Source organism: Sulfurimicrobium lacus (assembly GCF_011764585.1).
In the GTDB taxonomy this organism is placed as follows: domain Bacteria; phylum Pseudomonadota; class Gammaproteobacteria; order Burkholderiales; family Sulfuricellaceae; genus Sulfurimicrobium; species Sulfurimicrobium lacus.
In genome coordinates this window covers 1350718-1376339 of the sequence record NZ_AP022853.1, presented here as the reverse complement: position 1 = coordinate 1376339, position 25622 = coordinate 1350718, and the positions used below count along the sequence as shown (strand labels likewise).

The following is a 25622-nucleotide window of genomic DNA, read 5'->3' as shown; positions in this document are numbered from 1 at the left end:
TTTAACGGTTAGTCCTGCTTCCTGGCCTTGGGCAGTTCGCTCAAGGTCACGTCGCCATCGTCCTTGCGGCGCTGCCAGTAGCTGCTGTGAATCACGGTGTCGCCTTCCTCCGGCAGCTGCGTGCCGTCCTCTTTGCGGATGCGCAGGCCCTTGACGGGCTTGGCGATAATGGGTTGACCGAATTGCATGGTGCCTCCTATGGCTGAATGATGATGGTGTCTTGCAGCTCGGGCTTGCTGGCGGAATAATCCGCCGGCTCCTGCTTCCACTTGTTGTGTTCCGCTGCGGTTTCGATCGGCGGGATGTCGTAGTCGGCATGGAAGGTCTTGAAGTCGGACAAGGCTGCCAGGTCGATCCCGGAGGGCATCGCGACCGTGGTTTCCACCGTCACCACGCCGACCGTCAGCCCGGCTTTCCAGATCTTGTCCGAATTCAGGAATCCGACATCGCTCACGCGCCAGTAGCACCCGCCGGCCCAGCCGTTTTCCGCCAGGCCGAGCACGGCTTCCAGGATCTGGTACATGCCGAGCGCCTTGCCGTCGCCGCGCCGGGCGTCTTCATGTCCGCGCGAATTCCGAGCCATGCAGGTCAATCCGAACGGCACCACCAGGCGACCGCCCTCGACCTTGAAGTTGCGCCCGGCCACCACGTAAACGGCGGGCGCATCGGCCGCCATGCGGTTGACCAGGTTGTCCTCATCATCGTCCGGCAAGGTGCCGACCGCTTTCAGGAACGGACCGATCGCGCTGCTTTTCACCAGCCGGACCAGGCCGGCTTCCAGTTCCGCAAACATCAGTGCGCGCCCTCGATACGGTATTGAATCAGGTCCAGGATGTCGGCGGCGTTTTCAGCGTTGGTGCCCAGATAGGCACGCGCCACGATTCTTTGACGCAAGGTATAGCCGCTCACATTGACCGTCATCTTTGACTTCAATTTTTTACCGAATACGGTGCTGATTTCCCGCTGGTGTGCCGGGATTTTGATCTGCCCGTCGAACCCTATTTGATGGATAGCCGCGTATTCTCGGTTGCTGCCCCACTCGGCTACGTCCTTGCTCGAGCGGCTGGTGATCGAGTTACCCAGGTGGCCGTCCTTGGTCAGCGTCCGGCCGCCGCGCAGCTGCACGCGCAGGCTTGGCTTCCAGCGGTTGCCGTCCGGGTCGATCTGCAGCTTGAAGCGCTCGCGGGTGGAGTTCTCGCCGTAGGTCGCAATGTCGCGCATCGCATCGCTCGGGTTCCTGCCCAGGGCGATCAGCCGGTTCAGCTCGTCGCGGATGCCGCTGTCTTCGACGTCGGCGCGCAGGACGATGCCGCTCATAAACGTCTCCCGTCGCGCCCGAACACCTTGCCGGCAGACACCATCTGCGCGGCATTGTTGGTTTCCGGCTTGGCGCCGCTGGCGTCTACGCCCAGGTTCACCAAGCCCTTGCTGATGGCTTCGAGCAGCTTCACCGCATCTTTGTAGCGGGTGGTGATGGTCTCGGTGGCCATGTCGTCGTAAAGCGCATAGCGCGCCAGGTCGCACGCCGCGACCAGCACCAGGCGCGGCACGGTGGCCAGGGGCACCGGGTAGCGCGTGGCCAGGTAACCGTTGATGGCGCTATCGGCATCGAGCAGCTTGGCATTGACCAACGCCAGCGCTTCAGCCGTCGCCGCCTGCTCGTCGGCGGTGTAGCCCGCGAGGCTGCCGGCAGCGGCGGCCGCCTTCAGCATCGCGGCCGTCACCAGGCGCGGCGTGCCGCGATCGGCGCGCTGCGCGATCTCCTCGGCGCCGAACTGCTCCAGCAGATTGGTGGCGGTGGCGTATGGCATGGATTACTCGGCCACCTCGGTGACAACCAGCTCCGGGTCCCGCTTCAGGATGTCGATTTGCTCGCCGCTGAAATCGGACGCCGGAACCGTCACGGCGGCGGACGGCCAGGCGCGACCGCAGCGGCGGAAGCCGTTGACGCGTGCGGCCACGCGCAGCATGGCAACGGGTTCGGCAGCTTGACCGCTGTGCGAATCCTCGCCCGGTTCGGACGTGCCGGCTGAAGCGCTCCCTGTCGTAGCGCCCGCGCCGTTCCCTTGCTCCTGGTTGTCGGCGCCGGCGCCGGCGTTCTCTTGTTCGGTCGCGCCGGCGTTTCCGGCCGGTTTTGCGGATCCGGTTTTTGCAGCGGCGCGCGGGGTAGTCTTGGCCATAGGTATCTCCTCAGTTCGTATTAGGGGGCTCACGGATGGCGGCCAGCGAACCGGCCGCCATGGATCAGCCGACTATCAGCCCAGGCGCGGGTCGATGACCAGGTTAACCGCCTTGTAGTTGGTGTTGGTCTCGCCGGCGGCGAGATATTCCTTCATCAGGACCGCCTCGGCTGCGGCGCGGTTGCTCGGACCGGTTACCAGGTGAGAGGCCATCACCGGCAGCGGCGTGCCGTCGGGCCGGCGCTGGGTCTCCAGATCCAGGCGAGCGGCGGCAAAGCTGGCGGCGTCCAGCGCGGCCTTGGAGCCGTAGGCCAGCTGATGGAAGCCGAATCCGGCCACATAGCGGGCGTCGACGCCGAACAGGAACGTCCGGTCCATGAACACGTTGGTATCGTCGGGACGGTTCAGGCTGACGAACTCGGCTTTCTGGCGATCCTGCAATATCATCGGCTTCATGAACGAGCGCGACAGGTCCATCAGGAACCATGGCGCGCCGGCGCCGCCGCCGGTGTTGCTCCAGGAGGTCTCCACGCCTTCCGCCGTGTAGCCGACGTGGTCGGTATCGAAGAAGTACTGGCCATCGAAGCCCTTGGTGGTGAAGCCTTTGGGCAGCATCCCCCACACCAGCTCGTCCGGGTGCCGCGCCACGGTCTCGCCCTGGATGGAGAACATGGGTGTAAAGATGCCCAGTCGGTCATCCGAAATGTTGTCGCGGTCTACGCCGATGGTGTGCTCGTAGTGCTTGTTGGTGAGCTGGGCGCCGGCCGATTCGAGGTTATTGATGACGCGTTGGCCAATCCACTCGCGCATGCCGGGCAATTCCTTCATCCAGCCGTAGTTCTCGGTCAGGGTGGAGGACGGCACGCGCATGGCGATCAGGTCGAGGGTGGATTTGACCGAACCGAAGCCTTGCATGAAGGCGGCGTTGAAGCCCTGCTGCAAGGCGCGCAGGGTATCGGCGTTGATGATCATGCCGCCGAGGGCGATCAGGGGCATGCCGCCCATGCCGCCGGGCGACCACGCCAGTGCCCCGACGTCGGCCATGGCCGGAATGGAAAAGAGAACGGCCAGTGTTGCCGTGGCCAGAGCGATCAGAATGGACAGTTTTTTCACGTATATCTCCTATGGATTCGGGTTGGCGGTTTACAGGCCGAGGCCGACACTCACCCACACGCCGTCGCTGTCGACGGCGACGATCTTGCCGGCCACGCTGCGGGTGTTGGCGCTGCTGGTTTTCGCCACGGTCTGGTCGTCGACGATGTAGCAGTCGGCGCCGACGTCGGCCTGGGCGATCAAATCAGCCGCGACGGAATTGGCGAACTTGAAGGTGCCGCGCTTGACGCGGACACTGGCGTCGCCGGCGGACACGGCAGTCGCCGTTTCCTCGGCGCGGCCTACCGCGATCAATCCGACGGCGGTGGTGCCGGGCGCGGCATAGCCGCCGTTCAGCACGGTCAATCCGCCCTGGTGGACGGTGGTGGCGGCGGCAACCGGGAAGTCATGAACGTCGCCGGTACGCTGCTGGGTGTTGCGGGGTTGGGTCAGTGCGCTCATGCGTGATTACTCCACTTTGCCGGCGGCGAACTGCTCGGTGCTCAGGCCCAGGGCCTTGCACACCGCGAGTTGGACGTCGGACTGGTTGGTTGATTTGCCGTCCAAATTCTTTCCCCCGGTCTGGGTGGCGGTCAGGGCGGCGATTTCGGGGGCAGTCTCCAGGTAGCCACGGAGCGCGGCGATGTTGGTTTTGCCCAGGTTGCGCGCCCACTCCTCCTGGGCCGGAAACAGGCGGTTGGCGGTCAGCGCCGCATCCACCAGTGTGTCCACTTCGCCGGCGTTGATTTGCGCACTCAGGGCGGCGACGCGTTCCTGCAGATCCCGCATGGTCCCCACGGGAACGAACTGAGCGGGATCCGGAGACGCTGCTTTCAGAGCGGCAATCTGGGTGGTTTGCGTATCCAGGTACGCCGTGAGGCTGGCGGCGCCGGCGCCGGTGATCATGACTTTGATCTTGTCCAGCTCGCCGGCCATTTCTTCCGGCGTGGTGGTGAGCGGCAGGTTAAGCAAATAACGCAAGCGCTCCATGAGTTCATTCATGGGTGATTCCTCCTGGGTTGAAAAATGGGCGGACAACGCGGCCAGGTCGGTCAAGCCGTCCAGTCCGGGGTTGTTGGTGAGGCCGACGAGCTTGACGTCGAGCACGCGGCCGGTCTTGTCGTAGCTGAACACCGGGCTGATGTAGCGGTATTCGTTTTTGTCGATCATCGCGCCGGCCCGCTCTGTCCAGTCTGCCGTGGCATAAAGTCCGTCATCGCGCCATTCCATGGACGCCACCCAGCCGGATGCCGGGGCGGGCTGGCCGTTTTGCGCGGAGAGCAGGGTCTGGTGTTCGTAGTCGATCACCACGCTGCTTTTCCGAGCCGCATTACGGGCGATCACCTGAACGGCGTCATCGGCATCGATGTACCAGGCCGGCACATCCTTCGGCCGACCGGATCCATCGGAGGAACGAAATGCACCCGCCGGAATGAGACGGAAGGTCTTTTCTCCGGGAGTGAGCTGAGCGACGAGGGAGGCGAGGCGTGTAGTCATGCCGCCATTGTGGCGGCGCGAAGAGGGGTGGTTAAGGCGGAAGCGCTTCCGCAGTCGGATGGATTACGGCAGGATTTTTTTACCCTATCAGATCGGGCGGCGGATGTAAATTTTGCGGATAAGTAGAAACCCGCATCGAGCGATACAGAAAAATACCACCATAGAGGCCGTTAACCCCCCGTTAAAATCGCGGCGCAGAATTTTTGCGATACGCGGTAGCCGGAAGGTGTCCTGAACGCCGTAGCGGCTTAATTCGTTTTGCGGATTTTTCGGCGGGGGAATATACTGGCTGCAAGCGGGCGCGACACGGTGATATTCCCCCGGCCGTAGCACGGCAGAAATGCCGGAGCGCCATGTGGGGTTGCCGGGAAACCGGATCGGGGGGCCCCACCGCCCGCGACTATTTCTGGTGTTTATCTCCCTTGCGCAGCAGCCTGCGCACCTCTTCGTCCCGCTTCACCTGGTCGCTCGATAGCCGGCGGAAGCTGGTCATGAATACCGCCTTTCCCGTTCCTGTCGCCTTGACCACCGTCACATACCCATCCAGCTCGAGCAAATAGATCGCCGAGTTGGCGCCGTCCTGGATACGCATGCCGCGCTCGATGGCCTGCTGCACAAACCCGTATTCTTCCGGCGCCAGCTCCGGGTGCACGTTGATCTGCTTCTGCATGGTCTCGGCCGACAGCCGAACCGTGTGCGTCTTCGCCCCGATGGCGGACACGTGCTCGTCCGGCAGCACGCCGATCGGGAAAACCCCCTCCGGCTTGGCGAAGAAGCGCGCGAACGCCTCGCCGGACACCAGGCTCTTGAGCGCGCCGGACGCTAGCGGCACGTCGGCGGCATCGAGCTTCTCGGTAATGAACTTCGACAGGTTGGCCCGCCGTCCGCCCGGGGGATAGTTGAATGCCGGGTCGACGCCCTGCGGGATCTGCTGCGTCTCGCCGGTGCGCTTGTTGACGTAGGTGTAGGTGGTGAGCTTGGGCGGCTCGCTGACCTGCAGCCCGCGCCGATCCATCATGCCCTGGCTCATCTGTATCCAGCGACACTTGCAGCCCCATGCCTTGACCGGGCCGATCGTCTGCACCATGGGATCGTCGACGCGAAAGATCAGGCCATCCCACGCCGCATGCTGCAGGCGTGGGTGCTCGCTGTTGTTGCCGTCGTATTGCAGGTAAGGGAAGCTCTGCTTGCTCGCCTGGATGCGCTCCCACTGGCCTTCGCTGTGCGCCGTGCGCAGGTTGATGTCGTAGATCGTCTTGAGGCGGCGCGTGCTGCCCAGCTGCACGTTCTTCACCTCGCCGGTGAGCGGATCCGCCATGTCGGCCCGGCCCCACCAGCCCTTTTGCACCAGGAGCGGTTTCAGGTTCTTGCGGAAGTCGGCGAAGGGGGTGCCGTCGGCCAGTGCGGCATCGACGCCGGCGCGGATATCGCGCAGCAGATCGAGCTGCATAGCCTTGGCCACGGTGAAGGCGGCTTGGTGTTCCTGCTGCCAGACGTCCCGCCAGTCGAAGCCGATCTTGTAGCCCTTCTGGCGGAAGAAGGCGATCGCCTCCTCCGGCGGCAGGGATTCGAGCTTAATGGCCGCCATTCAGCTTGCCCCACAGCCGGGCGGCAAACTGCCCCTGGGCCAGCGCGTCTGCCAGCTCGGTTTCATCCATGCCCTGGATCAGCGCCGGCAGCCGGGCCTGGAATGCCTCGTAGCTATCCACCTCGCCGGCCAGCGCCGCGATCGGCGCGACCAGCGGATCCGTCACGCGCTCCCAGTCGCCGGCCAGCTCGTCGCCCAGCACGTCGAATTCATCCCGACCCTGGACGCTGGCAGTCAGCGCTGCGGTAGCGGCCGCCGTCCCGGCCCCCTGGTCGGGGGCAGGCGCTGCGGGCGCCTTGCGCAATACCGCTTCCCCGTCCTTTGGCCTTGGGATGCGCAGCTTGCCGTGCGCCCAGTCCACGGGGATTTCCATGTTGAGGTCGACCAGGGGCGGCAGGGCCTCGCTGAACAGCTTGATGTCCTCCGCTTCGCCGGTGTCGAACACCAGGCGCGGGCAGCGGCGCAGGCCGTCGATGCCGCCCTTGTTGAGGGCGATCATGGGGTAGATCAGGTCGCGGGTCAGGGTGCCGGCGATCTGGCGGGCATCCGAGCGCAGGATATCCCTGCGCACTTCGTTGTGGATCTTGCCCAGGGCGTTGGTGCTGGACTTGCCGTCGGCGCCGCTGGTGAGCGTGGCGCCCAGGATGGCCTTGGAGATGGCTTTCTCCGCCCACTCCACCATCGCCAGGTGATGCGATCTGCCGGCGCCGCCGGTCACGGTGTTGATCTCCAGCTCCATGTCCACGGGCATGATGGCGCGGGCGTCGTGGCCAAGAGAGGTCACGGCGCGCATCAGGCTGGCTTTTTCGGCATCCGTCGCGCCGGAGAAATACTTGCCGACGATGATGGGCAGGCCGTAGGTTTCGAGGAACTCGGCGAAGTCGCCCACCGAGTAGGCGCGATAGAGGAATGGCCAGACCAGCGAGCGCAGGATGCCGAGGCGCCCGAGGTAGCCGGTGCGCGCCTTGCCGTGGGTATGCATGATCCAGCCGAATTGCCACAGGGCGGCACCGTTGGCGCTGTTGTCCTTGAGGCGTAGCTCGCGCCGGTCCTGGGAGAGGCGGAACCAGGTCTGCGGCTGGGGCTGGAAGGACGGCAGCTGTTCCTTGCCCAGGAGCGACCAGGACAGCTCGACGGGCGCGAAGCCGCGCCCGACGCCGGCCATCATGGCGAGGAGCAGATCCTCCCAGTCGTCGACGTAGTCCTGCAGCACTTCCGTCACCCAGGCGGCCGCGCTCTTTTCCGCAGCGCTGGCGTTGCGGGGCGGCTCGATCGACCATTCCAGGTCGACCAGCGAGCCCGCGCGTTTGGCCATCTCGCCCTGGAGGTGTGAGTCGCGGTCTTCCATATCGTCGAACAGCTGCTGCTGGGCGGTGATGTCGCCGTTGTCCGCGTCGCGCAGGATGCGTGCCGCCCGGGCGGGTGTGAGGCCATCGATGGCGGACTGGATGTAGGTGTTGGCCAGCGTTGTGACCGTACTGGTCTGCGGCGCGGCAAGTGCTTCCTGGTGGGTAAACGGCTGGCCGAATTGATCCAGTATTTTCATGGCCATCAGAACATTCTCCTGGATGGGTTGCCGTAGTCGTCGTCATCGCGGGATCCGGACGGGTGGCGGGGAAGGGATTGGAAGCCGGAGCCGGTGATGCCTCGCACCACGCACAGCTTCCACAGGATGTACAGCGCGCACAGGCCGTCGTAGTCGTGGCTGGTTTGCTTTTCGGGCCAGCTATCCAGCTCGGAAAGCAACTGCGTTAACTCCGGGCTGAACAGAATGCGCGGGTCGTAGGCGTCGGTAATGTACGGCTCCATGCCGTCGATGCGGACTTCCCGGTCCACCGTCTCGGTCAGGCCGACCAGGGGCAGCGCCACGCCCTTGGCGAGGCCGGCCGTGATGAAGGTCTGGCGGGAGTGCTCATAGGCGTTGTTGTTCTCGAAGCCGATGGCGAGGCAGTGGAAGTCCCGCTGGAACTGGATCAGGTCCGCTTCCAGCTTGGACGGCACGCGCCGCTTGATGCGCGCCTCGATGACATGCAGTCGGCCGCGTTCGTGGTCGTAGGCGCCGGCGACCAGAGCGCTGGGGTGGGATTTTTCACCCTTGCCCATGGACGGGTCGCAGCCGCCCAGCATGATCCAGTGCGGCAGGCGCGAGACGAAGAAGCGTACCGGCGCGAAGATCTTGTCTTCGTCGCTCCTCGGGTCGCCCTGCATTTCGGTGGCGAACGCCCGGGCGTTCTTGGCGCGCTGGCGCATCAGCCAGAACAGGCTGCGCACGCCTGGCCAGGAGATTTCCGCGCCTTCTTCCATCTCGGCGCGGTGTGCCTGGTAGAAAATGTAGGACGGCAAGCCGGACTCTTCCAGCACCTCGCCGCGTTCGGATGCTTCTTCTTCCGCCGGCTTGTCCTGGTTGAGCATGACGGCCTGGCATTCTTCCCACATGTCCATGCGTGCCGGCAAGGTGATGAGGGCGCGGAAATGATGCACCAGGTGGCCGATGGCACCCTTGGCGCGGCTGATCGGGTCGTTCTTGTTGAGCACGGTGCCGACGCCGACGAACTTGACGTTGCCCTCTGGCGGGCCGAGGAAGTCAACGGCCTTCTCCAGCCAGTCCCAGCGGTTGTTGCACTCGGTTGGGCTTTTGGCTTCCTTGTCGGTGATGAGATCGTCGCCCAGGAGCAGCTTGGGTCGGCTGGCTCCGTGGAAGGTGCCGCGAATCGCCTGCTCGGCGCCGAAGGATTCGACCTTGACGCCGGACTTGGTGGTGAAGTCGCCGATCTTCCAGTTCTTGGTGGGCCCGCATGCCTCCGGGAAATCCAGCGCCAGTGCGGCGTTAACCGTCAGCTCGACTTTAACGACTTCGAGCAGCTTGGTGGGCAGCTTGGTTTCCGCGCCCAGCATGGTGATGTAGTCGATGAAGTACGGCGTCTCGCCTTCCCAGCCGACCTCGGCGCGGATCGCGGGCTTCTGCAGCAGCGCGCGCACCGCCACCCAGCACGGGCCGACCTTGGTGGTCAGCGAGGACTTGGCCTCGCCGCGCGGCGCCACCCACCATTCCTTGGCGCCGGAAGGCTTGTCCAGGATCTGCGGGAAGCGCTTGAAGAAGTGCCGGTGGAACTGCGACGCCGGCGGGCGGATGTGGTGCGGGAAATAGGTGTAGCAGAAGAACTCGAAATCGCCGTCCTTCAGGACACGGCGCCGCCGCTCGGCGCGGGCAGCCGGGGACGGATCGAGTCCGATCTGGTGAGCTTCGATCTCCGCCCGGACTTCCTGGGAGATGTTGGCAATCTCTTTGAGGAAGTCTTTTTCGGTGGTGGGTTTAGAGCTAGCCATCTTTCGCTAGATCCTGCTTTAGCATCTTGGCTAAGTCTCGATAGGCCTGTTTGCACAACCGGTCGAATTGATCGATGACATCTCTGTCCTGCCGTGACATTTGCTTTTTGTAGAATTCTGGGAAGTCGGCCATTCCAGGTACGTTTTTACCCAACTGGTTCGCCATGGCCATATGAGCGATTACCGATAGCGCGCTTTCTGCGCCTGCTGATAGCTTAGCCATATGCCCTCGCCAGTTCCTCGCCGAACGGCCCGAGAACCTCGGCGAAGGCGGCGGCGTGCTGCGGGTAGTTGGCGCGGATGAATTCCAGCATGCGGCGGGCCACGTCGGTGGCCACCGCCAGCTTGTCGGTTTCCGGCATTAGCCGCCTCGAGGCCGCCATGATCTTGTTGTACGCATCGGCCAGGCTGGCGAGCATCTTCACCTTGTCGCCGGGCTGTAAATTGGGATCTGCCTGGATAGCCTCGATGGTGGCTTGCACCTGCTGCACCACCACGGCCAGGGTCTGGCGCACCACGTCCTCGATCCCGCCGCCGGCGATCAGCTGGGCGGAGCGGGCCTTGTCCCAATCGTCCCCGGCCGCCTTGGCGCTGCGCTTCCAGTTGCGGGCCGTGGCGATCGGCACGCCGATTTTGAGCGCGGCCATCTCCAGGGAGAGCTGCTCAAACACAAAGGCCGCCTTGACGGCGCGGCGGGTATCTTCTCCGTGTGCCATCAGAGTTCGCCTGGTTCGGGCCGGCGCACGCCGGGCACCTGGGCGCGTCCCAGTACGATGTCCAGCCCGCGATCGGTGAGCGAGACGTCATCCATCTCTGCGCGCTCGACCAGGCCGATTTCCGCTAGCCAAGCGATATCGGCGCGCAGGACATCCAGTGATAAGGCATATCCGATGCCCTCCACCTGGGCGCGCAATGCGCGTTCCGGCAGCGTGTAGGCGGCGGAGATGGAAAGCGCCGCCAGGATTGCGCGGCGGCGGTCGGCCTCGGCGATTCTGCGGGCAATGCTCATTGTCTTCCGCCCCCGTTCAAGAGATGCTGGTGGATCAGGCCCAGCGTGGTTTTGATGCCGGTCATCTCGCCTGTCAGCGTGTGCAGATTTTTGGAGACATCGTTGATGCGCTCGTGCAGATCGCCGAGATCCTCATGGCTGGGCAACAGATCCATGCGCGCCTCGACCTTGGCCAGGCGCGACGAGTGGTCGTCCAGGCGCTCGTCTAGGTCGGTTTCCATGGAATCGATGCGGCGCCGGGTGCCGTCGTTGTGGCGCTCCCAGAACAGGTACGCGCCGATGCCCATGTTGATGACGGTGATGAAAACCTTCCACCAAAAATCCATTGCCGTGTAGTCCACTACCGTCTCCCTCGGTTGTTTTGTTCATATTCGTGCTGCGCCTGGCATTCCACGCAGCGCGTGCAGCCGATTTCCGCCAGGCGGCGGTCTTCCGGTATGGCGTCGCCGCATTCGGCGCAGGTTTCCGCCGAAGGGCGGCTTGGCGCGGCCCTGATGGCCTTTTCCTGGTTATGCTCCCATTCGGCCAGCTCAATCTGCTGGGCGAAGTCTTCCGGTCTCATTTGACGGGCTGCGCCTGGGACAACAGCGTGGTCTTGCGGTCGCTGCCGGCGCTGGAGCCGAAGTAGTAGGTGACGATCCCCACCCAGCTGGTGCCGAGGGTGCCGACCATGATGTCGAGGATCTTTTCCGAGGCGGGCGGGACGCTGTTGGTGGCGAGGAAGGCCAGCAGGCCGAAGAAGCCCAGCGTCACGCCGTAGGCCAGCATGCGCGGTGTCCAGTCCTTGACCTCGGACTCGCGCTTGCGGGCGCTGTCTCGGTCGGAGGCGGCGATCTGTTCGAGCTGCACGCCCTGGGCCTGAAGCTGTGCTTGCAGATCGATCTCTGCCTTGCGGATCGCGGCGAGCTGCTCGCCTGTCATCTGGCCGGACTCGACCATCTTCTGCACGTTGGCGGGGTCGGTTCCGAGGGCGGAGGCAAGCGCCTCGGCAGCCACCCCGGCGAACGGGCCACCCAGAACGGTGGCCACGGTGGGTGCGATTTTAGCGAGCAGGTCTTTCCAGTCCATGGTTATATCCTTGGTTAAAGTAACGACGCGAGCGCCCTGACAAGCCAGATAACCGCAGCCCACAAAATCCCCGAGATGGCCAGCACGCCTACGGCTACATGCCAGACACGGATCTTCATGACGTCGCTCTTTGGGTGATGGGCAGCGTTTTGCCTGCGGCGAAATCGGCCAGCGTCAGCCCGCCGGTGTATTGAAAATGCGGGTATTCGCGGAAGCGTGTCCAGCGCCCGGCCCATTCCAGGCCAAGCTCTTCTCCAATGGCGCCGATGCGCTGCCACAGCTCCAGATCGTCTTTGTCATCGTCTGTCGGGTCGTTGTCGATGCCGTTGCCGGTGGTGCCCCATACCGGCTTGCCGCCGCGCAATGGAACCACGTCGAAGGCTACGCGGTAATTGTGGAATGACTGCCCGGAGCGGGCATTGGTGACGATGCGCCCGGGGGCGGTCCTGCCCTGGGCGTAAAGGGCGGCCTGTGCCTCTAAATCGCGATAGGTGCTAGTGACAAGCAGGTCGATGCCGTGCGCCTTGCACTCGTTGATGAGATCGAGGGCCTTGATTTTGACCGGCAGCAGCAGGTCGTCGAGTTTGCGGGAAGTAATCATGCCGCCATTGTGGCGGGCGGGTCAGGCGAGATTAAGGCGGAAAGGCTTCCGCAAAAGACAAACCCGGCGCGAGGCCGGGCTAAATTAGATTACGCGGGCGCTGTTAAGGCGTCAACCGGCGCCGTTTGAATCACGTCCCGGTTTTGCCCGCCTTGGCATCGATCCAGAGTTGCTGGGGACCGTTCTTTTCATCAAACCAGACATTGAATTTCCGCCCGTTCTTCTCGCCCACAAAGGGATGAAGCTTGCCATTGATCGCATCGGCCATGATCGACCACCCCACCGTACCTTCGGTCGCGCGCATGCGCTCGGTTTTGACATGCTCGCCGCTCAGGTAAGTCATGACCTTGATGAATTCGCAAGGGTTGCTGCACTGGAACACCGCGAACACCGATCCATCCTTTATGTAAGCCTGGTAATCATCGCCTTTCTTTCCTGCATATTTGACCATGATCAGGCTCGAAACCGCCGTCCCCTGGTTGGCCTCATCGGCGCTGACAGCGCGCTCGTAACCGTATTCCATCCCGTCCTTCATCGAATACTCGTGATCCTTGATTGGTGCAGGCGGGACCACTTGAGCCGGCTGCTCCGGCGTTGCGGCCTGCTGGCCATTACCGCATCCGGCCATGGCCAAACTAAACAACACGACGAACAGATGAAGCTTTTTCATGACACGTACCCCTTTAAGTTAATAAATATGCAATTCGGCGTTAGTCTTCATGGGATTTTTTCCTCTCCCAGAATTTTTCAAGCTTCTGCTTGTAATGGAAGCTGGTCGTTAAATCTCCCTGCTCAGCTGCCCGTAACAAACCGAATATTTCCTTCAACTGATCTGTAATAATCTTCTTCGTTTCATCGCTTGCATATTGGTCGATGTCGCCAAGAATGACGCCTAGAGCCGCCGCAGTTTCTTCAAGCTGATCCACGAACAAATCGACTTCGTTTCCCGATAGTTCTCGCACCGCAATCTCCTCATGAAGCACACACCCGAATTCGGGTCCAGTCACCATCCCCAAGCCTTCGTCGTCTTCCACCATCGCGCCGCTGTCGGCGACCTTAGATTCTTCGACGCCATACCCGTACTCAATCAACGGCGCGCTGCACGACTTCAGGCGACTCTCGGCGTCTTTCCTGCCGTGGCCCCAGTGCTTGCAGCACTTGCATGTTTTCATAGCCCTTACCCTTTCAAAAACACGTTAGCCATATCGCTCGGAATATTCACGTTGATGCGGTCTGTGTTTTGCGGATCTCGTTCGACGGAAATGCTCTGCTCATAAGTGCAGGCGGACTTCATCAGCGCCTGATAGATATCGCGCTTTGTTTCCTCATCCAGTTTTCTGCCTTTGAATGGCTTGAGGATCTCGGTTACCCTGGCCTTGTCTTCCTTGACCTGCCGTCGAATTTCACGGCGCAACCTGCGCAGCTCGGTACTGTTCAGTCCCTTGCGGTAATCCTTGTAGATTTGTGTTCTGGTCACATCCATCGAATAACTCCCTAAAACAGCATCCTAAAACAGCCCCACCTGCCTGTCATCTTCTTCCTCGACGCCGAGGATGTTGCGGATCTGGCGCTCGGTGAGTTTGTATTTCAGCGCCAGCTCGCGGTGGGTCATGCTTGCCGCGCGGTCGGCGTGAATGCAGGCATCGCGCGCGGCGCGGGTGGCGGCCACGGCGCGGGGGATGTCCATGTGCCCCTCGCCGCCGTATTCGGATGCCAGCGTGCGGGCGGCATCGAGGCCGATGGGCGTGGGCGCCGACGTCCATGCCCATCACGGCGAAGCCTTCCGCTTCCAGCCAGTCGAAGCAGCGCTGGGCGGCGATCAGGCCGGTGAGGATGTGGCTGTTCTGGTCTTTTTTCTGCGCCAGCGCAGGGCGTTGGTAGGTGTTCATTGCGGTTTGCATGTTTCCTCCTGGTTGAGGTTCTTTCCGATTTGGCAGGACTGGCAGGCGCGCCAGTGCTTCATGGCGCGTGGGCTGCTGGTGGGGACGGCGCTGCTGCAGTGTTCGCGGCATTCGGCCTGGACGATTTGCACGCCCAGGAACGGGCAGTCGACGCGGCCGTAAATGTCCATCACGCGGGCGGCGATATTGTCGGTTTTGGCGGGGTATTTGCCCGACATCACCAGGGAGATCGTGGTGCGCGACACGTCCATCCTTTCGGCCACCTGGGTGATGTTGGCGCCATCCACGGCCTGTTTAAGCAGATTGAGCCATTGCATAGCTGTGCTCCTCCTGGGTGTTGGGGTCGTAGACGGTTTCCTTGCTGGGCCGCCAGATCGGGGCGAGCGGGCCGCTGTCCTTGACCAGCAGGTATCTGATGAAGCCGTTGCTGGTCATTGCGGTTCCGGGTTCTCGCCGCGCCATGCGCGTCAGATAGCCGGCACGTTCAAGGGCGCGCAGGTATTGTCCGACGTTGTTCTCGATGGCCTTCTCGCCGCCGTTCGCCACCAGGACGAGCAAGTCTCCCAGGCTGAACTTCTTGCGCTGGCGCATGGCGCGCCAGGCTTTCATGCGCAGCGTGTCGGTGTGCTGCTTGACGGCCGTTTCGCCGCGCGGACCGCTCTTGACCTCAAACCCGCGAGCGATCAGCACATGGCCGGCGGGGAGCAGCTTGTAGCAGCCGGGCTTGATGCGCTCGATCAGCTCGCGGTTGACCAGGATGGCGCAGGAGTTGGCGATCTGTTTGCGCTCCATCTTGGTGTGGTGGACGAGGAGGTCGATGTCCACGCAATCGAGGTGTGCCAGGCCGACGATGGCCGTTAGAATGGTTTGGGCTGGCCAGGACATTTAACGGGCTCCAGCCGACTTGATCACGCGCGGCCGGCGGGTCTGCCAGTCGTGGATCAGGGTCTGCCCGGCCATATCGGCCAGCGCGGCCTTGGCGGCGCCGTTGCGCTTGGCGGCGCGCTCGACGGTGGCGATGGCGTTGAGGATTTCGCGCACGCGGCCGGCGCTCTGGCGGTGGATCTCGCTGACCAGATCGGGAGCGATCTCGACCTCGGCGAGAGACCGGCAGAATTCGCCCACGTCGTCGTAGCTGGCCGGGCCGAACTCGACCACCTTGGCGATGCGGCTGCTGATCTGCGCGTGGCGCGAGATCTTGTTCTGCACTTGCTCCATGCCGACCAGGATCACCATCACCTCGGTCAGGTCGGAGAGGTCGCGCACGGCTTCGAGCACCTGGGCGTTGTCGCGCATGCAGTGCTCGACCTCGTCGATCACCAGCGGGATCTGCTGGCTGCCGAGCACCCCGGCGATCCGGGCGAAGACGTCCTTGGCGCGGCCGCGCGAGTCGATCTTGAGCGTTTCGGCCAGCTCTGTCATGAAGTAGTGCGGCGTCCACTCGACCTTGGCGCGCAGGTAGGCGGCGCTGTTCCGCACCGCCCAATAGTCGACGGTCTGGCTCTTGCCGTAGCCGGCCGGGCTGGTGAGCAGCATCATGCTGGCCTCGATCGCGCCCCGCCCTTCCACTGCCGAGATACCGGTGCGGAAGCGTTCGTAATTACCGATGTTTTTGACAAATATTTTCTTCACTTCTAAACTCCCTGATTCTTGTCGTGCTTCAAAAAGGCCGTTCTGGTAGTTAGCGCTACCAGGCGGCCATCTCTATATCCCCGAACAGGTCTTCCCATTCAGAGGTATTCCGGTACCAGGTCAACCAGCCTTGGTCGTCCTGTGTCATGTGTTCGCGGTTATTCATCAGCCAGCGGTATTTGGCGGCGTCGGTATCCCACATCGGGCGCGCCGGCTTGGACTTGGGCATTTCGATCACGTTGGCGGCGGTAAGCTCCTCTGCGTCCAGTTTGCGCAGATCGGCGTGCAACGTGCGCAGGTCCATCGTCGGAAGCTGCTCGGCGACTTGGTGCTCGATGAGTGCCGGCGGGGCAAGTTCGGCCTCGGCTTCCTCGATCTTGGCTTCGGCGCGCTTGATGCGTCCCTTGGCGCGCTTCTCGGCAGCCTGCTCGATGGCAGACATGGGGAAGTAGCTGCGCTTGTTGCCTTCGAATTCGGCCACGCAAATCAGGCGGCCTTCGCGATCGCGCACCCAGACGTGCTGTGCATCGTGGATGTCGTAGCCGACCCGTACTTTTTCGCCGTGGTAGTGCTCCAGGTCGCGGTGGAAATAGCTGTTGCTGAAGAGCTGCACTAGGGCGCGGCGGGTGGTGACCTCCTTGTAGGGGCGGAATAGGTCGGCGGATTCGTTCGCCTCGACTTCCACCGGGTTCCATCCTTCCGAGATGGCGGCGTCCCAGGCTTCGTTGGGGGTCTGGTGGCGGCGCTTGCCTTCGGCGTCGGTGATTTTAGGTAGGCCGCGATGAGGGCGATTGTTGTAGCTGTCTACCTGGTCCTGACACCAGGCGGTGAACTCAGCCCAGGGCATCAACAGGCTGGAGGTGCCCACTTTCTTGATGTCGGAGCGGGTGATCTTGAATGAACTCTGCTTGGCTTCGCGGTCCATCGGCGCGCCCATGTAGGTGGGCAGATCCTTGGCGCCGCGTACCCAGAGGCTCTGGTGGGAGCGCTCGATCAGGCCGCGCGCCTGGGAGTTGTAGGGCAGGCTGTGGCTGATGGTAATGCCGAGACGCGCCATGAAGCCGGTGGCCTCGTCGCCCATCAGGGCGTTTTTGTAGCCTGAGCCGTTGTCGACGTAGAAGATCGCCGGGATTCCGCCCGTTTCAACCGCGTTGCGCAGGGCATCCAACACCGCCCAGGTCGATTCGGCCAGGTCGATGCTCCAGCCCACGGATTTACGCGTACCGATGTCGATCACGCTGGTGATTTCAGGGCGGAACGGGCGACCGTGCGCCGGGTGGGCGACTTCGGCGTCGAAGGTATGGCCGTCTGCCGTGTAGGCATCGCCCGGCCACATCTGGCTGGTGTCGCGCTTGACGTAGGCGCGGACGGATTTGAGTTCACGGGGCCCCATGCGGCCGCGTTCCAGATCGAGCTTGCTCATCTTGTCGACGAAACGCTGGGCGGCCCAGTAGGACGGAGCTGGTATGCCTGGCTGCAGCACGCTGGGCAGATCGTCCAGGCACTTTTTCAGGGATGGTTTTTGCGGCTGCTGATAGAGGCCAAGTAGCGCGGGCGCCCAGGCCGGCACTTTCATGCCTTCGCTGATGCGCGGGGCCAGGGCGGCAAACCCTTGCTCGCTTTCCGCCATCCAGCGGTAGATCGAGCGACGGGAGAGCGTCCGCTTGCCGTCCGATCCGGCCTTGGCGTTGGCCACCGGCACCAGGCGCTGCAGCTGCTCGGGCAGCTCGTTATTCTCGGCGAGGGCGATCACGGCCTGGACGGCCTTTTCGGTGCCTGCCATGCCGGCGAGGCGCTTGACCTCGGCGATGATGGCGGCGCGCGCTTCGGCGCTTTTGCGCTGCCAATCCTTGAGTTCGTGGGAGACGGGGGCGGACAATGCAGGTGCGGCCGCCGCGCTGGGCGCTGCGATCAGCTGCGTAAAGAGTGCGGCTTGGGTTTCTTTCGGTAGGCAGGTGAGCGGGTATTCCCAACCGCCGCCACGGCCAGCGCGGGGGCGTTTTTCCCATGATTCGCGTGTGGCCATGTTAATCACCCCCGGCTTTGTAGTTGGCATCCCAGCCAGTCCGGCGAGTTGGGATGCTGCGTACCAGGCTGTTTCCGGCTGCTTACTCATGTTCGCTGCCCTTTTACTTTTAACATCAGCTGCAATGCGCGTTTGCGCTCCGCTAAGTCTTTTTCTTCCTGGTGGATGCGACCCAGTTCGATATAGGCTGCTTCTTCATCGGTGATCACCCGCCGCCCACCGCGTTTTTGGGCGTACAGGTTCAACAGCACGTCTTCCTGCAGTGCGGCGTCGAAGGCCATGGCGCGGCGCAGGTTGATTTCGTGCTTGTCGCGGGACTGCGCGGTGTAGGCGTTGAGCATGTTCTCGGACATGGTTTCGCCCAGGTGGTAACCCATGCTGGCAGCGATCATTTCGCGGGTGATGCCGCGCTCACGGGCGCGGTCGATGGCTTCGACCATTGTGGCGGCGATTTCGATGCCGCAAGCCAGGCTTCCGGCGCGTGGCTGGGTGAAGAGGTCTTGTGTAAAAGGGTCGACGCGTTTCATGTCAATCAGACCCGGTGCTTTCTACATCGCATCGGCTTTTAACGGTGTTAACATTCGCCTTGCGCTTTATAGCTTTTGTATCTATATGCCTGCCCTGACCGCGAGCCTTGCGCTGCCCGTGACCGGAGAGCGGTTTTTTGTCCGCGCCGTAGCGGGATGGCCAGATGTCGTAGGGCTTTTCTCCGATGGCTTCGGCGATGAGCGCTTCGCCCTTCGGCCAGGCCGTGTGCAGCGCGTTTTTGAGTGCGCCGGCGGTGTAGCCGTGGGACAGGGAGAGCTTGCGCAGGCTGTTTCCTTCGGCATGTAGGGCAGCCACGATATAAGCGTTGTTCCAGTCGACCACTCGGCTGGTTTTTTTGCGGTGTTTAGTTGTGTCCATGAGTTATACATTAGCAAGAAATACCGTGCATTGCAAACGGTATTTCTTGTTTACAGTTCAAGGGAGCGCTTCGATATGCACGAAATAACTTGTATGTTATTAAAATCAGTCGCTTACACAAACCGTAAAGCACTATTCGATTTTACGGTTCGGCTTTACGGTTTGGGCGCTGAACTGTAAACATGGATCTGAAGCACGAAATTTCTGTTCGTTTCAAGCTGGCCAGAGAATCACTAAGTCTTTCGCCACCTGAACTCGCCCGGACTATTGGCTCGGCCGCGCAGACGATACGCGACTATGAGGATGGGAAAAGCATCCCCGGAGGGGCTGCCGTTGCTGGTATGGCGAACCTTGGTATAGATGCGAACTGGCTGCTTACTGGAGAGGGAGAAATGCGCCGATCCTCGGCGCCCTATACCGCACACAAGTCAAACGGACCGATTGTCACCGGATCGGGTGATTTCGCTGGGGTCAAAGCGCAAGACATACACTCTGCGCTTCCAGGAGAGTTCGTCCTGGTGCCTAGGTATGACGTCGCCGGTAGCATGGGGAATGGCGCGTTAATACATAGCGAGCAGATCGTCGATCATCTGGCCTTCAAGGCGGATTGGGTGCGCCTGGAACTGGGCGCGAACCCCAAGAACCTGGTCTTGATCAGCGCCGTTGGCGATTCGATGGAGCCGACGTTGCGGCCTGGTGACTTACTCTTGGTGGATCGTAGCGAGAATGGGGTTAAACAGGACGCCATCTATGCGATCGCGCTGGATGGGGAGTTGAGGATTAAGCGCGTGCAGCGCTTGTTTGATGGTCGGCTGATCATTCGGAGCGATAATCCCGGCTACCAGCCAGAAGAAATCGCGCCTTCGATCACTGATACGGTCAACATCATCGGGCGGGTCGTTTGGGCTGGCCGCCGAATGTGACGCGAGCAAAAGTAATTAAATAATGTGTATGCAGTGCCAAATGATGCGCAAATGCTACTGAGTTTTGCTTATTTTTTTGCGGATCGCGTTAAATTGGTTTTTCGGCTCATTTTTCGTTAACTCTTTGAGCCTGTTTGACTTGTTCCCGTTTTATCCCACTTCTTCCCAGTGCCAAATCAAACACCTCCCCACATTCTCCGCCATCTCGCGAGGCGTTTCGCAGTCATCGATTCGTGTGCGGAGATGGGGGTCGGCGCCGATCTCCAGCAGTTCGGTGATAAATGGCAAGGGGCTGTGGTAGATCGCATATTCCAGACACGCGCCTATGGTCAGCGGCATCGGTCCGTTGGGTATGCTGGCCGGGTCCTCCACTGCATTGCGTAACGCTGCAAGATCGCCCGCCTTGAAGGCGGCATCGATCTTTTTGAATCTCTCGTATTCCGCGCAGCGCTCGGCGTTCGATTTCACATTCCCACCAGTGGCTTGCCTTCCAGTTCTGCCGACAACCCGCGCATGCCCCGCGCGAGGGCGAGGTCGTAGGCAGTCATGCCGGCGAAACCCGGTGCACCGCTTCCCGTGAGAGAAAGGTCGGCGCCGGCTTTCGCCAGCAGATGTGCTATCTCCACATGTCCGGCAATGATGGCGAGCATCAGGGCGCTCAAACCGAATTTGGCGGTCACATCGAGGTCTGCCCGCTGGGCGATGAGCGTTTCGACCACCGGGGAGTGGCCGGCATGCGCGGCCAGCATGAGTGCCGTCTGTCCATAGCAGTCGCGGGCGTCGATGTCCGCCCCCCGTGCCAGAAAGTCGCGGATCGTCTGGACGTCGCCGCCTTTGCTGGCGGCCTCCCATGCTGCATTCATCGATCACAAGCTCCGGTTATTCGGTTTTCCGCGGGACGGCCCAGCGAAATGCCGGACAGCCCATGTATCCGGCAATGAAGATGATAGTACGGATTTGCGACATCCGGCGAAGGCGCAAATCCGAAAATATAAGCGCGAAACCGCCGATATTTCTTGGGCATGGAGTTTCAGGTTTAGAATTGTTGGTCCAAGTATCAAGCCCAGCTGGAGGCATGCCATGGTCGCCGCGAAAGTTTACCTTGTCAGGACGCTGGCGAAACTCAATGCGCTGTTCGGGCGGGGGCAGGTGGTGTCGGTGGGCGTCATTCTGCTCGCCGGACTGGCGGCAAGCCTGGCTTTCCTGGTGTTCATGAATTCCGCCGCGCCGAACACCATCACCATCGCGGGCGGCCCCAGCGGCAGCGTTTTCCAGAAGAATGCCGAGAAATACAAGAAAATCCTGGCCAGGGAAGGCGTCACGCTGAAAATCCTGCCCTCGGAAGGCTCCGTGGATAACTTGAGGAAATTGTCTGACCCTAAGGTCAAGGTCGACGTCGGGTTTGTGCAGGGAGGCGAAGTCAAGGGTACCGCCCCCGCCAACCTGGTTTCGCTGGGAAGCGTGTCCTACCAGCCGCTGATGATCTTTAACGCGGCAAACCCAAAACCCTGCTTTCCGACTTCAAGGGCAAAAGGCTGGACATCGGCCAGGAAGGCAGCGGCACGCGCGCGCTGGCGTTGACGCTGCTCAAGACCAACGGTTTTGCGCCGGATGACGGCACCGCTTACGTCGACACGACCACCGGCGACGAGGTGCGTGCATTGACCGAGAATCGCATCGACGCCATTTTCCTCATGGGCGACTCGACCTCCACGGTCCTGATGCGCCAGCTGCTCCACACACCAGACGCCCACCTGTTCAGCTTCACCCAGGCCGACGGCTACACGCGCCGCATCAGCTATCTGAACAAGCTGGAACTGCCCAAGGGTTCGCTCGATTTCGGCAAGGACATCCCCGCCGAGGACGTGTACCTGATCGGCCCCACGGTGGAGCTTATCGCGCGGAACGACCTGCACCCGGCGCTCTCCGACCTGCTCCTCGAAGCCGCGCGGGAAGTGCACGGGAAGGCCGGAATTTTCAAGAAGCGCGGCGAGTTCCCGACCCCGGTCGAGCACGAGTTTCCCATCAGTCCGGATGCCCGTCGCTATTACACGTCAGGCAAGAGTTTTCTCTACCGCACCTTCCCCTTCTGGGCCGCGGGCCTGGTCGCGCGCGCACTCGCGGCAATCGTGCCGATTGCGCTGTTGCTGATTCCGGCACTCAAGATCGCGCCGACGGTCTACCGCTGGCGCATCGAATCGCGCATTTACCGCTGGTACCGGGTATTGCTGGAGCTGGAGCGCGACGCATTCGAGCCTTCTTTCGACCCCAAGAGGAGCGAGGAACTGCTGCGGCACCTGGATCATATCGAGGACACTGTAAACAAGATCACGGTGCCGGCTTCTTTCGGCGACCTTTTCTACGCGCTGCGCGGACACATCAATTTCGTTCGCAACAGGTTGCTGTCCAAGCACGCGGACCTGCCAGCCGAATCACATCAGCCGGCGAAGGAATGACGTTTGGTCAGTGGCCCTCCCGGCGCTCCGGCAGGTGAATCAGGCTACTTTCCGCCCGTCCGCGCAGTGGCTTCCGCGATATTGGAATCAGCCAGCTTGATGTCCATCGAATCGGCTGGAGCGACTGCTTTGACACGTTTCCAGTAGTCGATGGCGGTTTTGTAATCGCCCCGGTCGAAGGCTTCCCCACCCGCGAGCGAGAGCGCTTTCAGGTGTTTGGGATCGGCTGCGAGAGCTCTTTTCACGATATCGCGCGCTTCGTCATTCCATTTGCGATCATGAGTCATGACGTAGGCATCGGCCCAGTCCGCCAGCAGGGATGCATCCGGGGGCAGCAACGCGGCCGCCTTGGCATAGGCGTTCGCGGCCTCCTTGTGCTGGCGCAGTTCGCCGTAAGTGCGCGCCAGCAGAAGCCAGCCCTCGCCGTTACTGGGGTCCTTGGCCATCTTGTCTGCCAGGTGTTTGGCTGCCGTATTGAGGTCGCCCCCTTTGTTGGCCTGAGGCTGAGGCTGCGCTTTCTGTCCCGGTGCGCTCATCCCCATGGCAGCAACCGGAGCCGGGGCGTTTTGCACCTCTTTGGGCTTGACGAAGAAGGTGTAGATCACAACGGGTGGCACGGCGACGATGGCGATGACAGCCGGCACGGCCCAGCGCAGGTGGCGGCGCAGCGCAGGGGCGCTCGCCTGCGGCGCGCCCATAAGCGACGCGTGCAGCGCGGCCTGACGGCGTTCGAATTCCTCTCCGGTAACCATGCCTGCGGCGCGATCAAGCAGCAACTGCCGCAGCGCAGCGCTGATTTCGTCTCCCTGGCCCCGGCGCCCGAAAGGCAGTGCGCCGCTGACACTCAGCACCACGAGAACGAGGACAACAACGACAGCAATGGTAAAAATGATTACGCTTGAATCCACTTTTAAGTCTTCCTGAAAAATTATGAATTGTGATGCTTGTTATACCCGGCAACGATCAGCCGCAGCAGCGTTTCAGCAGGCGGCGTACCTCAATTGATATCCCAGCGCACACCCACGTACATATAGTCGCGCGTGGTGTGGTCGTCGCGGGCAGGCCCTGTTGAATTGGATACTTCACGGCCAATTTCCCCTTCCAGGAAGAGCCGGCTGCGCCACTGATAGGCAAGTTTCAGGCTCGGCGATATCCGGTCCTGCTTGTTGTCGCTGTCATCCTTCTGTGTGTAGTAGCGAAGGTTCGCGTCGAGACGCCAACGCTCCCAGAAGGGAATAGCGTAGCCGAGGCTCAGCGCCTGGCCGACATAGGTCGGCCCCTGGATCAGGCTGAGATTCGCCACACCCACCGCGTTGGCATAGAACAGGTTGGTGCCGACCGTCTGAAAACTCAACACGTGATTTTTTCCCGACGCCTGCTGCGAAGCCGTATCGATCACACAGGTATTGTTTACCGGATCGATCGTGCCGAGACAGGTGCCGATCTGTGCCAGCGGCAATACCGCCATCACCGGCAGCGTGCTGGAGATGGAGGACAGGCGGTAATCCGCGCCGATCTGCCAGTTCTCCGTCAGCGGATGGGTGACGCCGATGGCGAACATGTCGGACATGGCGGTCAAAGCGACTGCCTGTGCACGAACCTGATCGAGCCCCTGCAGCGCGACCATCTCCTGCAGTGTCAGGCCTGGCGCTGCGGGCAAGGCGTTGGTCAAACTGTATGAGGGTGCTCTGCGGTGGTCGATTACCATGAAGTAGTTATCTCCTCCTTCGCTCAGGTAGTTGGCCTGCAGCATGGCGATATTGACCCCCTTGTACAGGACATCGTAGTCCAGCATGCCGTAGGCGGTGACACGGCCGTCGAAGTAGCGTAGCTCGGTACCGAAAGCGCGGCGGTTGGCCATGCCGTCCAGGGTCTGTTCGATGGCGTAGACGCTGACTCCGGGAAGACCGACCTGGGGCAGCAGATCTACGCTGGCACCGTAAAATGTCTTCTTGAACGGCGAATTGAATTCCACCGCGTCGCCGTAAACGCCGTTTACCCGCCATTCCGGGTTCAGGTTGTAGCCCGCCTGCAATCCGTCGAAGCGGTCCATCACGCCCATGCCGTTCGGGTTTTGCCTGCCCGCTCGCACGTAGTAGCCGGCTTTACGGTCGTTATGATCGATGTAGGCCGAATACAGCCGGTTGTAGCTGCGCGATGGCGTGAGGTAATTGTGGTTGTCGGTGTCGCGCACGACGATGCGCGTATCCCTGAAGGCATCGCGGCGCCGGGCATTGAGGTTGATCGAAGTGATCAGCGAATTCTGGTCCACCATCGACAAGGTGTCGCGGTTGAATGTCAGCTGCCCGGGAGGCGGCGGCACCAGTGTCTCGATCTGCGATTTCCCGGTGTAGTAGTAGGAGGAAATACTTCCGTTGAAGGTCCACTCCGCCGGTCCGGCCTCCAGCGGCAGCGGTCGCTGCTTGCTGCGCGCCAGTGCCGCGCCAGAAGGCAGTGCGGCCAGACGCTCCCGGACGCGCTTGGCATGGGGTCCGGCAGGAAATAATTTAAGGTACAACTCGTATTCTGCACGCGCTTTGAGCATCTCCCCATTCATTTCCCGCGCCTCGCCGATCATGGCCTGAGCAGATTCCGTCTGGCTGCTGGAAGGCAACCCGAGCACGCGATTCAAGCGGTTGACGGCGGTGGCGGAATCTTTGGCCGCCATGGCGCGGCGCGCGTCTTCCATGTATGCCTTGGCGCGCGTTTCAACCTCGTTGGTCGAAAGCACAGGTGCTGATGCGGGTGCGGGTGCAACCTCGGCAGGCACGCTTTCCTTGGCCGGAGAGACAACGGCCTCTGCCGGTTTGCTCGCCAGCGGCGCTGCGATTGCAGCCGGCGGCGCAGGCGGCACGACCTTGCTGACGACCTCGGCTGGCTTCTTCTCCGGAGGTGGCGCGATCGGCGCCGTCTTGGCGGGCGGGAGCAGCGGAACCGTGATGACGATGCTGCGCCCGTCCGTCCCAGGGCGCACTGTAAAACTGGTCGACCTGGAGAACGCCACGAGCATGCCATTAACCAGTTCCGGATAGGTCACCTTGATATCCGGCACGCGGTCTGTTTTGGGGGCGGACACGGTCTCCTGCGCCAGGTCGTTTTCCAGCAGGTCGGCATCGAGCAGGCGGATGAAGACACGCAGGTCCTTCCCTTCGTGCAGCGGCGTGTGCCTCAGGTAGAGGATTTTCGGGGCGAACTGGATGACGATCTCGGCATCGTGTTCATGTGGAGTGACGCTGATGTGGTCGACAATCTGGGCTTGAGCCAGAGAACACACCGTCAACAGAACGATGGCCAGCACGTGGCGGGCAAGGGAAACAGGGGTTTTCAATAAAGGCATATCCAGCAATGCGGGGCTAAGTCGCCCCGCTTCTCTCCGAGATCGATCCAGGTAATTTCGGGGGCAGGCTGGCCCCCGC

The 25622-nt window shown here is 62.0% G+C and carries 35 protein-coding genes; 3 read left to right on the top strand and 32 right to left on the bottom strand.

Features of this window, described 5'->3' with window-relative positions:
• Positions 1 to 8 precede the first annotated feature (8 nt).
• The 28 genes from SKTS_RS06895 to SKTS_RS06760 all read right to left on the bottom strand — a co-directional run bounded on the left by SKTS_RS06895 (position 9) and on the right by SKTS_RS06760 (position 18827).
• Complete coding sequence (locus SKTS_RS06895) at positions 9 to 188, bottom strand: DUF2635 domain-containing protein (RefSeq protein ID WP_173062249.1); 180 nt, start codon at positions 186 to 188, stop codon at positions 9 to 11.
• 8 nt (positions 189 to 196) lie between these two features.
• On the bottom strand, positions 197 to 793 hold the full coding sequence (locus tag SKTS_RS06890; protein WP_173062246.1) for a phage protein Gp37: 597 nt from the start codon (positions 791 to 793) through the stop codon (positions 197 to 199).
• Positions 793 to 1317 (bottom strand): phage virion morphogenesis protein, encoded by a 525-nt coding sequence (locus SKTS_RS06885; protein ID WP_173062241.1) that lies wholly within the window; start codon positions 1315 to 1317, stop codon positions 793 to 795. Before SKTS_RS06885 ends, SKTS_RS06890 begins: the two co-directional genes overlap by 1 nt.
• A complete protein-coding gene (locus SKTS_RS06880) occupies positions 1314 to 1811 on the bottom strand; it encodes a gp436 family protein (RefSeq protein WP_173062238.1) in 498 nt (165 codons plus the stop codon). Before SKTS_RS06880 ends, SKTS_RS06885 begins: the two co-directional genes overlap by 4 nt.
• Positions 1812 to 1814: 3 nt before the next feature.
• Positions 1815 to 2180, bottom strand: a complete 366-nt coding sequence (locus SKTS_RS06875) for an HI1506-related protein (protein ID WP_173062236.1) — start codon at positions 2178 to 2180, stop codon at positions 1815 to 1817.
• 75 nt (positions 2181 to 2255) lie between these two features.
• Entirely contained in the window at positions 2256 to 3293 is a 1038-nt protein-coding gene (locus SKTS_RS06870) for a Mu-like prophage major head subunit gpT family protein (RefSeq protein WP_173062233.1), read from the bottom strand.
• A gap of 30 nt (positions 3294 to 3323) precedes the next feature.
• A complete protein-coding gene (locus SKTS_RS06865; protein WP_173062230.1) occupies positions 3324 to 3734 on the bottom strand; it encodes a hypothetical protein in 411 nt (136 codons plus the stop codon).
• Positions 3735 to 3740: 6 nt separating this feature from the next.
• On the bottom strand, positions 3741 to 4769 hold the full coding sequence (locus SKTS_RS06860) for a phage protease (RefSeq protein WP_173062227.1): 1029 nt from the start codon (positions 4767 to 4769) through the stop codon (positions 3741 to 3743).
• 400 nt (positions 4770 to 5169) lie between these two features.
• On the bottom strand, positions 5170 to 6357 hold the full coding sequence (locus SKTS_RS06855; protein WP_173062224.1) for a phage head morphogenesis protein: 1188 nt from the start codon (positions 6355 to 6357) through the stop codon (positions 5170 to 5172).
• Complete coding sequence (locus tag SKTS_RS06850) at positions 6344 to 7909, bottom strand: DUF935 domain-containing protein (RefSeq protein ID WP_173062221.1); 1566 nt, start codon at positions 7907 to 7909, stop codon at positions 6344 to 6346. The genes SKTS_RS06855 and SKTS_RS06850 overlap by 14 nt, the downstream gene beginning before the upstream one ends.
• Positions 7909 to 9684 (bottom strand): hypothetical protein, encoded by a 1776-nt coding sequence (locus tag SKTS_RS06845; protein ID WP_173062218.1) that lies wholly within the window; start codon positions 9682 to 9684, stop codon positions 7909 to 7911. The genes SKTS_RS06850 and SKTS_RS06845 overlap by 1 nt, the downstream gene beginning before the upstream one ends.
• The gene (locus SKTS_RS06840) at positions 9677 to 9907 is read right to left on the bottom strand and encodes a hypothetical protein (protein ID WP_173062215.1); all 231 of its coding nucleotides are present in this window, start codon (positions 9905 to 9907) and stop codon (positions 9677 to 9679) included. The genes SKTS_RS06845 and SKTS_RS06840 overlap by 8 nt, the downstream gene beginning before the upstream one ends.
• Positions 9900 to 10400 (bottom strand): DUF1804 family protein, encoded by a 501-nt coding sequence (locus SKTS_RS06835; protein ID WP_173062211.1) that lies wholly within the window; start codon positions 10398 to 10400, stop codon positions 9900 to 9902. The genes SKTS_RS06840 and SKTS_RS06835 overlap by 8 nt, the downstream gene beginning before the upstream one ends.
• A complete protein-coding gene (locus SKTS_RS06830) occupies positions 10400 to 10693 on the bottom strand; it encodes a VpaChn25_0724 family phage protein (protein ID WP_173062208.1) in 294 nt (97 codons plus the stop codon). Before SKTS_RS06830 ends, SKTS_RS06835 begins: the two co-directional genes overlap by 1 nt.
• The gene (locus tag SKTS_RS06825) at positions 10690 to 11034 is read right to left on the bottom strand and encodes a DUF2730 family protein (protein ID WP_173062205.1); all 345 of its coding nucleotides are present in this window, start codon (positions 11032 to 11034) and stop codon (positions 10690 to 10692) included. Before SKTS_RS06825 ends, SKTS_RS06830 begins: the two co-directional genes overlap by 4 nt.
• Complete coding sequence (locus tag SKTS_RS06820; RefSeq protein ID WP_173062202.1) at positions 11034 to 11255, bottom strand: TraR/DksA C4-type zinc finger protein; 222 nt, start codon at positions 11253 to 11255, stop codon at positions 11034 to 11036. The genes SKTS_RS06825 and SKTS_RS06820 overlap by 1 nt, the downstream gene beginning before the upstream one ends.
• Positions 11252 to 11824 (bottom strand): hypothetical protein, encoded by a 573-nt coding sequence (locus tag SKTS_RS06815; RefSeq protein WP_173062198.1) that lies wholly within the window; start codon positions 11822 to 11824, stop codon positions 11252 to 11254. The genes SKTS_RS06820 and SKTS_RS06815 overlap by 4 nt, the downstream gene beginning before the upstream one ends.
• A 52-nt stretch (positions 11825 to 11876) precedes the next feature.
• A complete protein-coding gene (locus SKTS_RS06810) occupies positions 11877 to 12362 on the bottom strand; it encodes a M15 family metallopeptidase (protein ID WP_173062195.1) in 486 nt (161 codons plus the stop codon).
• A 130-nt stretch (positions 12363 to 12492) separates the two neighbouring features.
• Complete coding sequence (locus SKTS_RS06805; protein WP_173062192.1) at positions 12493 to 13032, bottom strand: flagellar basal body L-ring protein FlgH; 540 nt, start codon at positions 13030 to 13032, stop codon at positions 12493 to 12495.
• Between the two features lie 40 nt (positions 13033 to 13072).
• Positions 13073 to 13534 (bottom strand): hypothetical protein, encoded by a 462-nt coding sequence (locus SKTS_RS06800; RefSeq protein WP_173062189.1) that lies wholly within the window; start codon positions 13532 to 13534, stop codon positions 13073 to 13075.
• A gap of 5 nt (positions 13535 to 13539) precedes the next feature.
• Entirely contained in the window at positions 13540 to 13845 is a 306-nt protein-coding gene (locus tag SKTS_RS06795; protein ID WP_173062186.1) for a hypothetical protein, read from the bottom strand.
• A gap of 24 nt (positions 13846 to 13869) precedes the next feature.
• A complete protein-coding gene (locus tag SKTS_RS06790) occupies positions 13870 to 14103 on the bottom strand; it encodes a Mor transcription activator family protein (RefSeq protein WP_173069036.1) in 234 nt (77 codons plus the stop codon).
• Between the two features lie 144 nt (positions 14104 to 14247).
• Positions 14248 to 14580 (bottom strand): helix-turn-helix domain-containing protein, encoded by a 333-nt coding sequence (locus tag SKTS_RS06785; protein ID WP_173062183.1) that lies wholly within the window; start codon positions 14578 to 14580, stop codon positions 14248 to 14250.
• Positions 14558 to 15148: a winged helix-turn-helix domain-containing protein gene (locus SKTS_RS06780; protein ID WP_173062180.1), complete on the bottom strand. Its 591-nt coding sequence runs from the start codon at positions 15146 to 15148 to the stop codon at positions 14558 to 14560. Before SKTS_RS06780 ends, SKTS_RS06785 begins: the two co-directional genes overlap by 23 nt.
• Entirely contained in the window at positions 15149 to 15895 is a 747-nt protein-coding gene (locus SKTS_RS06775) for an AAA family ATPase (RefSeq protein WP_173062176.1), read from the bottom strand. It lies immediately after the preceding gene.
• A 55-nt stretch (positions 15896 to 15950) separates the two neighbouring features.
• Complete coding sequence (locus SKTS_RS06770) at positions 15951 to 18011, bottom strand: Mu transposase C-terminal domain-containing protein (RefSeq protein WP_173062173.1); 2061 nt, start codon at positions 18009 to 18011, stop codon at positions 15951 to 15953.
• Entirely contained in the window at positions 18008 to 18448 is a 441-nt protein-coding gene (locus tag SKTS_RS06765; protein ID WP_173062170.1) for a hypothetical protein, read from the bottom strand. Before SKTS_RS06765 ends, SKTS_RS06770 begins: the two co-directional genes overlap by 4 nt.
• A 1-nt stretch (position 18449) precedes the next feature.
• A complete protein-coding gene (locus tag SKTS_RS06760) occupies positions 18450 to 18827 on the bottom strand; it encodes a helix-turn-helix domain-containing protein (protein WP_173062167.1) in 378 nt (125 codons plus the stop codon).
• A 182-nt stretch (positions 18828 to 19009) separates the two neighbouring features.
• Between SKTS_RS06760 and SKTS_RS06755 the strand changes: the two genes are divergently transcribed.
• Positions 19010 to 19750 carry a S24 family peptidase gene (locus tag SKTS_RS06755; RefSeq protein ID WP_173062163.1) on the top strand — a complete coding sequence of 247 codons (741 nt, stop codon included), beginning with the start codon at positions 19010 to 19012 and terminating at the stop codon, positions 19748 to 19750.
• A 150-nt stretch (positions 19751 to 19900) separates the two neighbouring features.
• Here SKTS_RS06755 and SKTS_RS06750 read toward each other — a convergent pair whose 3' ends face one another.
• Positions 19901 to 20218 (bottom strand): hypothetical protein, encoded by a 318-nt coding sequence (locus SKTS_RS06750; protein ID WP_173062160.1) that lies wholly within the window; start codon positions 20216 to 20218, stop codon positions 19901 to 19903.
• Positions 20215 to 20613, bottom strand: coding sequence for an ankyrin repeat domain-containing protein (locus SKTS_RS06745; RefSeq protein ID WP_173062157.1), 399 nt, complete (start codon positions 20611 to 20613; stop codon positions 20215 to 20217). The genes SKTS_RS06750 and SKTS_RS06745 overlap by 4 nt, the downstream gene beginning before the upstream one ends.
• 217 nt (positions 20614 to 20830) lie before the next feature.
• Between SKTS_RS06745 and SKTS_RS18960 the strand changes: the two genes are divergently transcribed.
• Complete coding sequence (locus tag SKTS_RS18960) at positions 20831 to 21331, top strand: TAXI family TRAP transporter solute-binding subunit (RefSeq protein ID WP_244617463.1); 501 nt, start codon at positions 20831 to 20833, stop codon at positions 21329 to 21331.
• On the top strand, positions 21259 to 22206 hold the full coding sequence (locus SKTS_RS06740) for a TAXI family TRAP transporter solute-binding subunit (protein WP_342343009.1): 948 nt from the start codon (positions 21259 to 21261) through the stop codon (positions 22204 to 22206). Before SKTS_RS18960 ends, SKTS_RS06740 begins: the two co-directional genes overlap by 73 nt.
• 44 nt (positions 22207 to 22250) lie before the next feature.
• Here the strand turns inward: SKTS_RS06740 and SKTS_RS06735 are convergent, their stop codons facing one another.
• Positions 22251 to 23114, bottom strand: a complete 864-nt coding sequence (locus SKTS_RS06735) for a tetratricopeptide repeat protein (RefSeq protein ID WP_173062154.1) — start codon at positions 23112 to 23114, stop codon at positions 22251 to 22253.
• A gap of 89 nt (positions 23115 to 23203) precedes the next feature.
• Positions 23204 to 25534 carry a hypothetical protein gene (locus SKTS_RS06730; protein WP_173062151.1) on the bottom strand — a complete coding sequence of 777 codons (2331 nt, stop codon included), beginning with the start codon at positions 25532 to 25534 and terminating at the stop codon, positions 23204 to 23206.
• Positions 25535 to 25622: the final 88 nt, after the last annotated feature.

What these genes read in the sequence shown, in the direction of transcription:
- SKTS_RS06895 (WP_173062249.1), bottom strand. Translation starts at nt 188, where the DNA reads ATGCAATTCGGTCAACCCATTATCGCCAAGCCCGTCAAGGGCCTGCGC.
- SKTS_RS06890 (WP_173062246.1), bottom strand. Translation starts at nt 793, where the DNA reads ATGTTTGCGGAACTGGAAGCCGGCCTGGTCCGGCTGGTGAAAAGCAGC.
- SKTS_RS06885 (WP_173062241.1), bottom strand. Translation starts at nt 1,317, where the DNA reads ATGAGCGGCATCGTCCTGCGCGCCGACGTCGAAGACAGCGGCATCCGC.
- SKTS_RS06880 (WP_173062238.1), bottom strand. Translation starts at nt 1,811, where the DNA reads ATGCCATACGCCACCGCCACCAATCTGCTGGAGCAGTTCGGCGCCGAG.
- SKTS_RS06875 (WP_173062236.1), bottom strand. Translation starts at nt 2,180, where the DNA reads ATGGCCAAGACTACCCCGCGCGCCGCTGCAAAAACCGGATCCGCAAAA.
- SKTS_RS06865 (WP_173062230.1), bottom strand. Translation starts at nt 3,734, where the DNA reads ATGAGCGCACTGACCCAACCCCGCAACACCCAGCAGCGTACCGGCGAC.
- SKTS_RS06860 (WP_173062227.1), bottom strand. Translation starts at nt 4,769, where the DNA reads ATGACTACACGCCTCGCCTCCCTCGTCGCTCAGCTCACTCCCGGAGAA.
- SKTS_RS06855 (WP_173062224.1), bottom strand. Translation starts at nt 6,357, where the DNA reads ATGGCGGCCATTAAGCTCGAATCCCTGCCGCCGGAGGAGGCGATCGCC.
- SKTS_RS06850 (WP_173062221.1), bottom strand. Translation starts at nt 7,909, where the DNA reads ATGGCCATGAAAATACTGGATCAATTCGGCCAGCCGTTTACCCACCAG.
- SKTS_RS06845 (WP_173062218.1), bottom strand. Translation starts at nt 9,684, where the DNA reads ATGGCTAGCTCTAAACCCACCACCGAAAAAGACTTCCTCAAAGAGATT.
- SKTS_RS06840 (WP_173062215.1), bottom strand. Translation starts at nt 9,907, where the DNA reads ATGGCTAAGCTATCAGCAGGCGCAGAAAGCGCGCTATCGGTAATCGCT.
- SKTS_RS06835 (WP_173062211.1), bottom strand. Translation starts at nt 10,400, where the DNA reads ATGGCACACGGAGAAGATACCCGCCGCGCCGTCAAGGCGGCCTTTGTG.
- SKTS_RS06830 (WP_173062208.1), bottom strand. Translation starts at nt 10,693, where the DNA reads ATGAGCATTGCCCGCAGAATCGCCGAGGCCGACCGCCGCCGCGCAATC.
- SKTS_RS06820 (WP_173062202.1), bottom strand. Translation starts at nt 11,255, where the DNA reads ATGAGACCGGAAGACTTCGCCCAGCAGATTGAGCTGGCCGAATGGGAG.
- SKTS_RS06810 (WP_173062195.1), bottom strand. Translation starts at nt 12,362, where the DNA reads ATGATTACTTCCCGCAAACTCGACGACCTGCTGCTGCCGGTCAAAATC.
- SKTS_RS06805 (WP_173062192.1), bottom strand. Translation starts at nt 13,032, where the DNA reads ATGAAAAAGCTTCATCTGTTCGTCGTGTTGTTTAGTTTGGCCATGGCC.
- SKTS_RS06800 (WP_173062189.1), bottom strand. Translation starts at nt 13,534, where the DNA reads ATGAAAACATGCAAGTGCTGCAAGCACTGGGGCCACGGCAGGAAAGAC.
- SKTS_RS06795 (WP_173062186.1), bottom strand. Translation starts at nt 13,845, where the DNA reads ATGGATGTGACCAGAACACAAATCTACAAGGATTACCGCAAGGGACTG.
- SKTS_RS06785 (WP_173062183.1), bottom strand. Translation starts at nt 14,580, where the DNA reads ATGCAATGGCTCAATCTGCTTAAACAGGCCGTGGATGGCGCCAACATC.
- SKTS_RS06780 (WP_173062180.1), bottom strand. Translation starts at nt 15,148, where the DNA reads ATGTCCTGGCCAGCCCAAACCATTCTAACGGCCATCGTCGGCCTGGCA.
- SKTS_RS06770 (WP_173062173.1), bottom strand. Translation starts at nt 18,011, where the DNA reads ATGAGTAAGCAGCCGGAAACAGCCTGGTACGCAGCATCCCAACTCGCC.
- SKTS_RS06765 (WP_173062170.1), bottom strand. Translation starts at nt 18,448, where the DNA reads ATGAAACGCGTCGACCCTTTTACACAAGACCTCTTCACCCAGCCACGC.
- SKTS_RS06760 (WP_173062167.1), bottom strand. Translation starts at nt 18,827, where the DNA reads ATGGACACAACTAAACACCGCAAAAAAACCAGCCGAGTGGTCGACTGG.
- SKTS_RS06755 (WP_173062163.1), top strand. Translation starts at nt 19,010, where the DNA reads ATGGATCTGAAGCACGAAATTTCTGTTCGTTTCAAGCTGGCCAGAGAA.
- SKTS_RS06745 (WP_173062157.1), bottom strand. Translation starts at nt 20,613, where the DNA reads ATGAATGCAGCATGGGAGGCCGCCAGCAAAGGCGGCGACGTCCAGACG.
- SKTS_RS18960 (WP_244617463.1), top strand. Translation starts at nt 20,831, where the DNA reads ATGGTCGCCGCGAAAGTTTACCTTGTCAGGACGCTGGCGAAACTCAAT.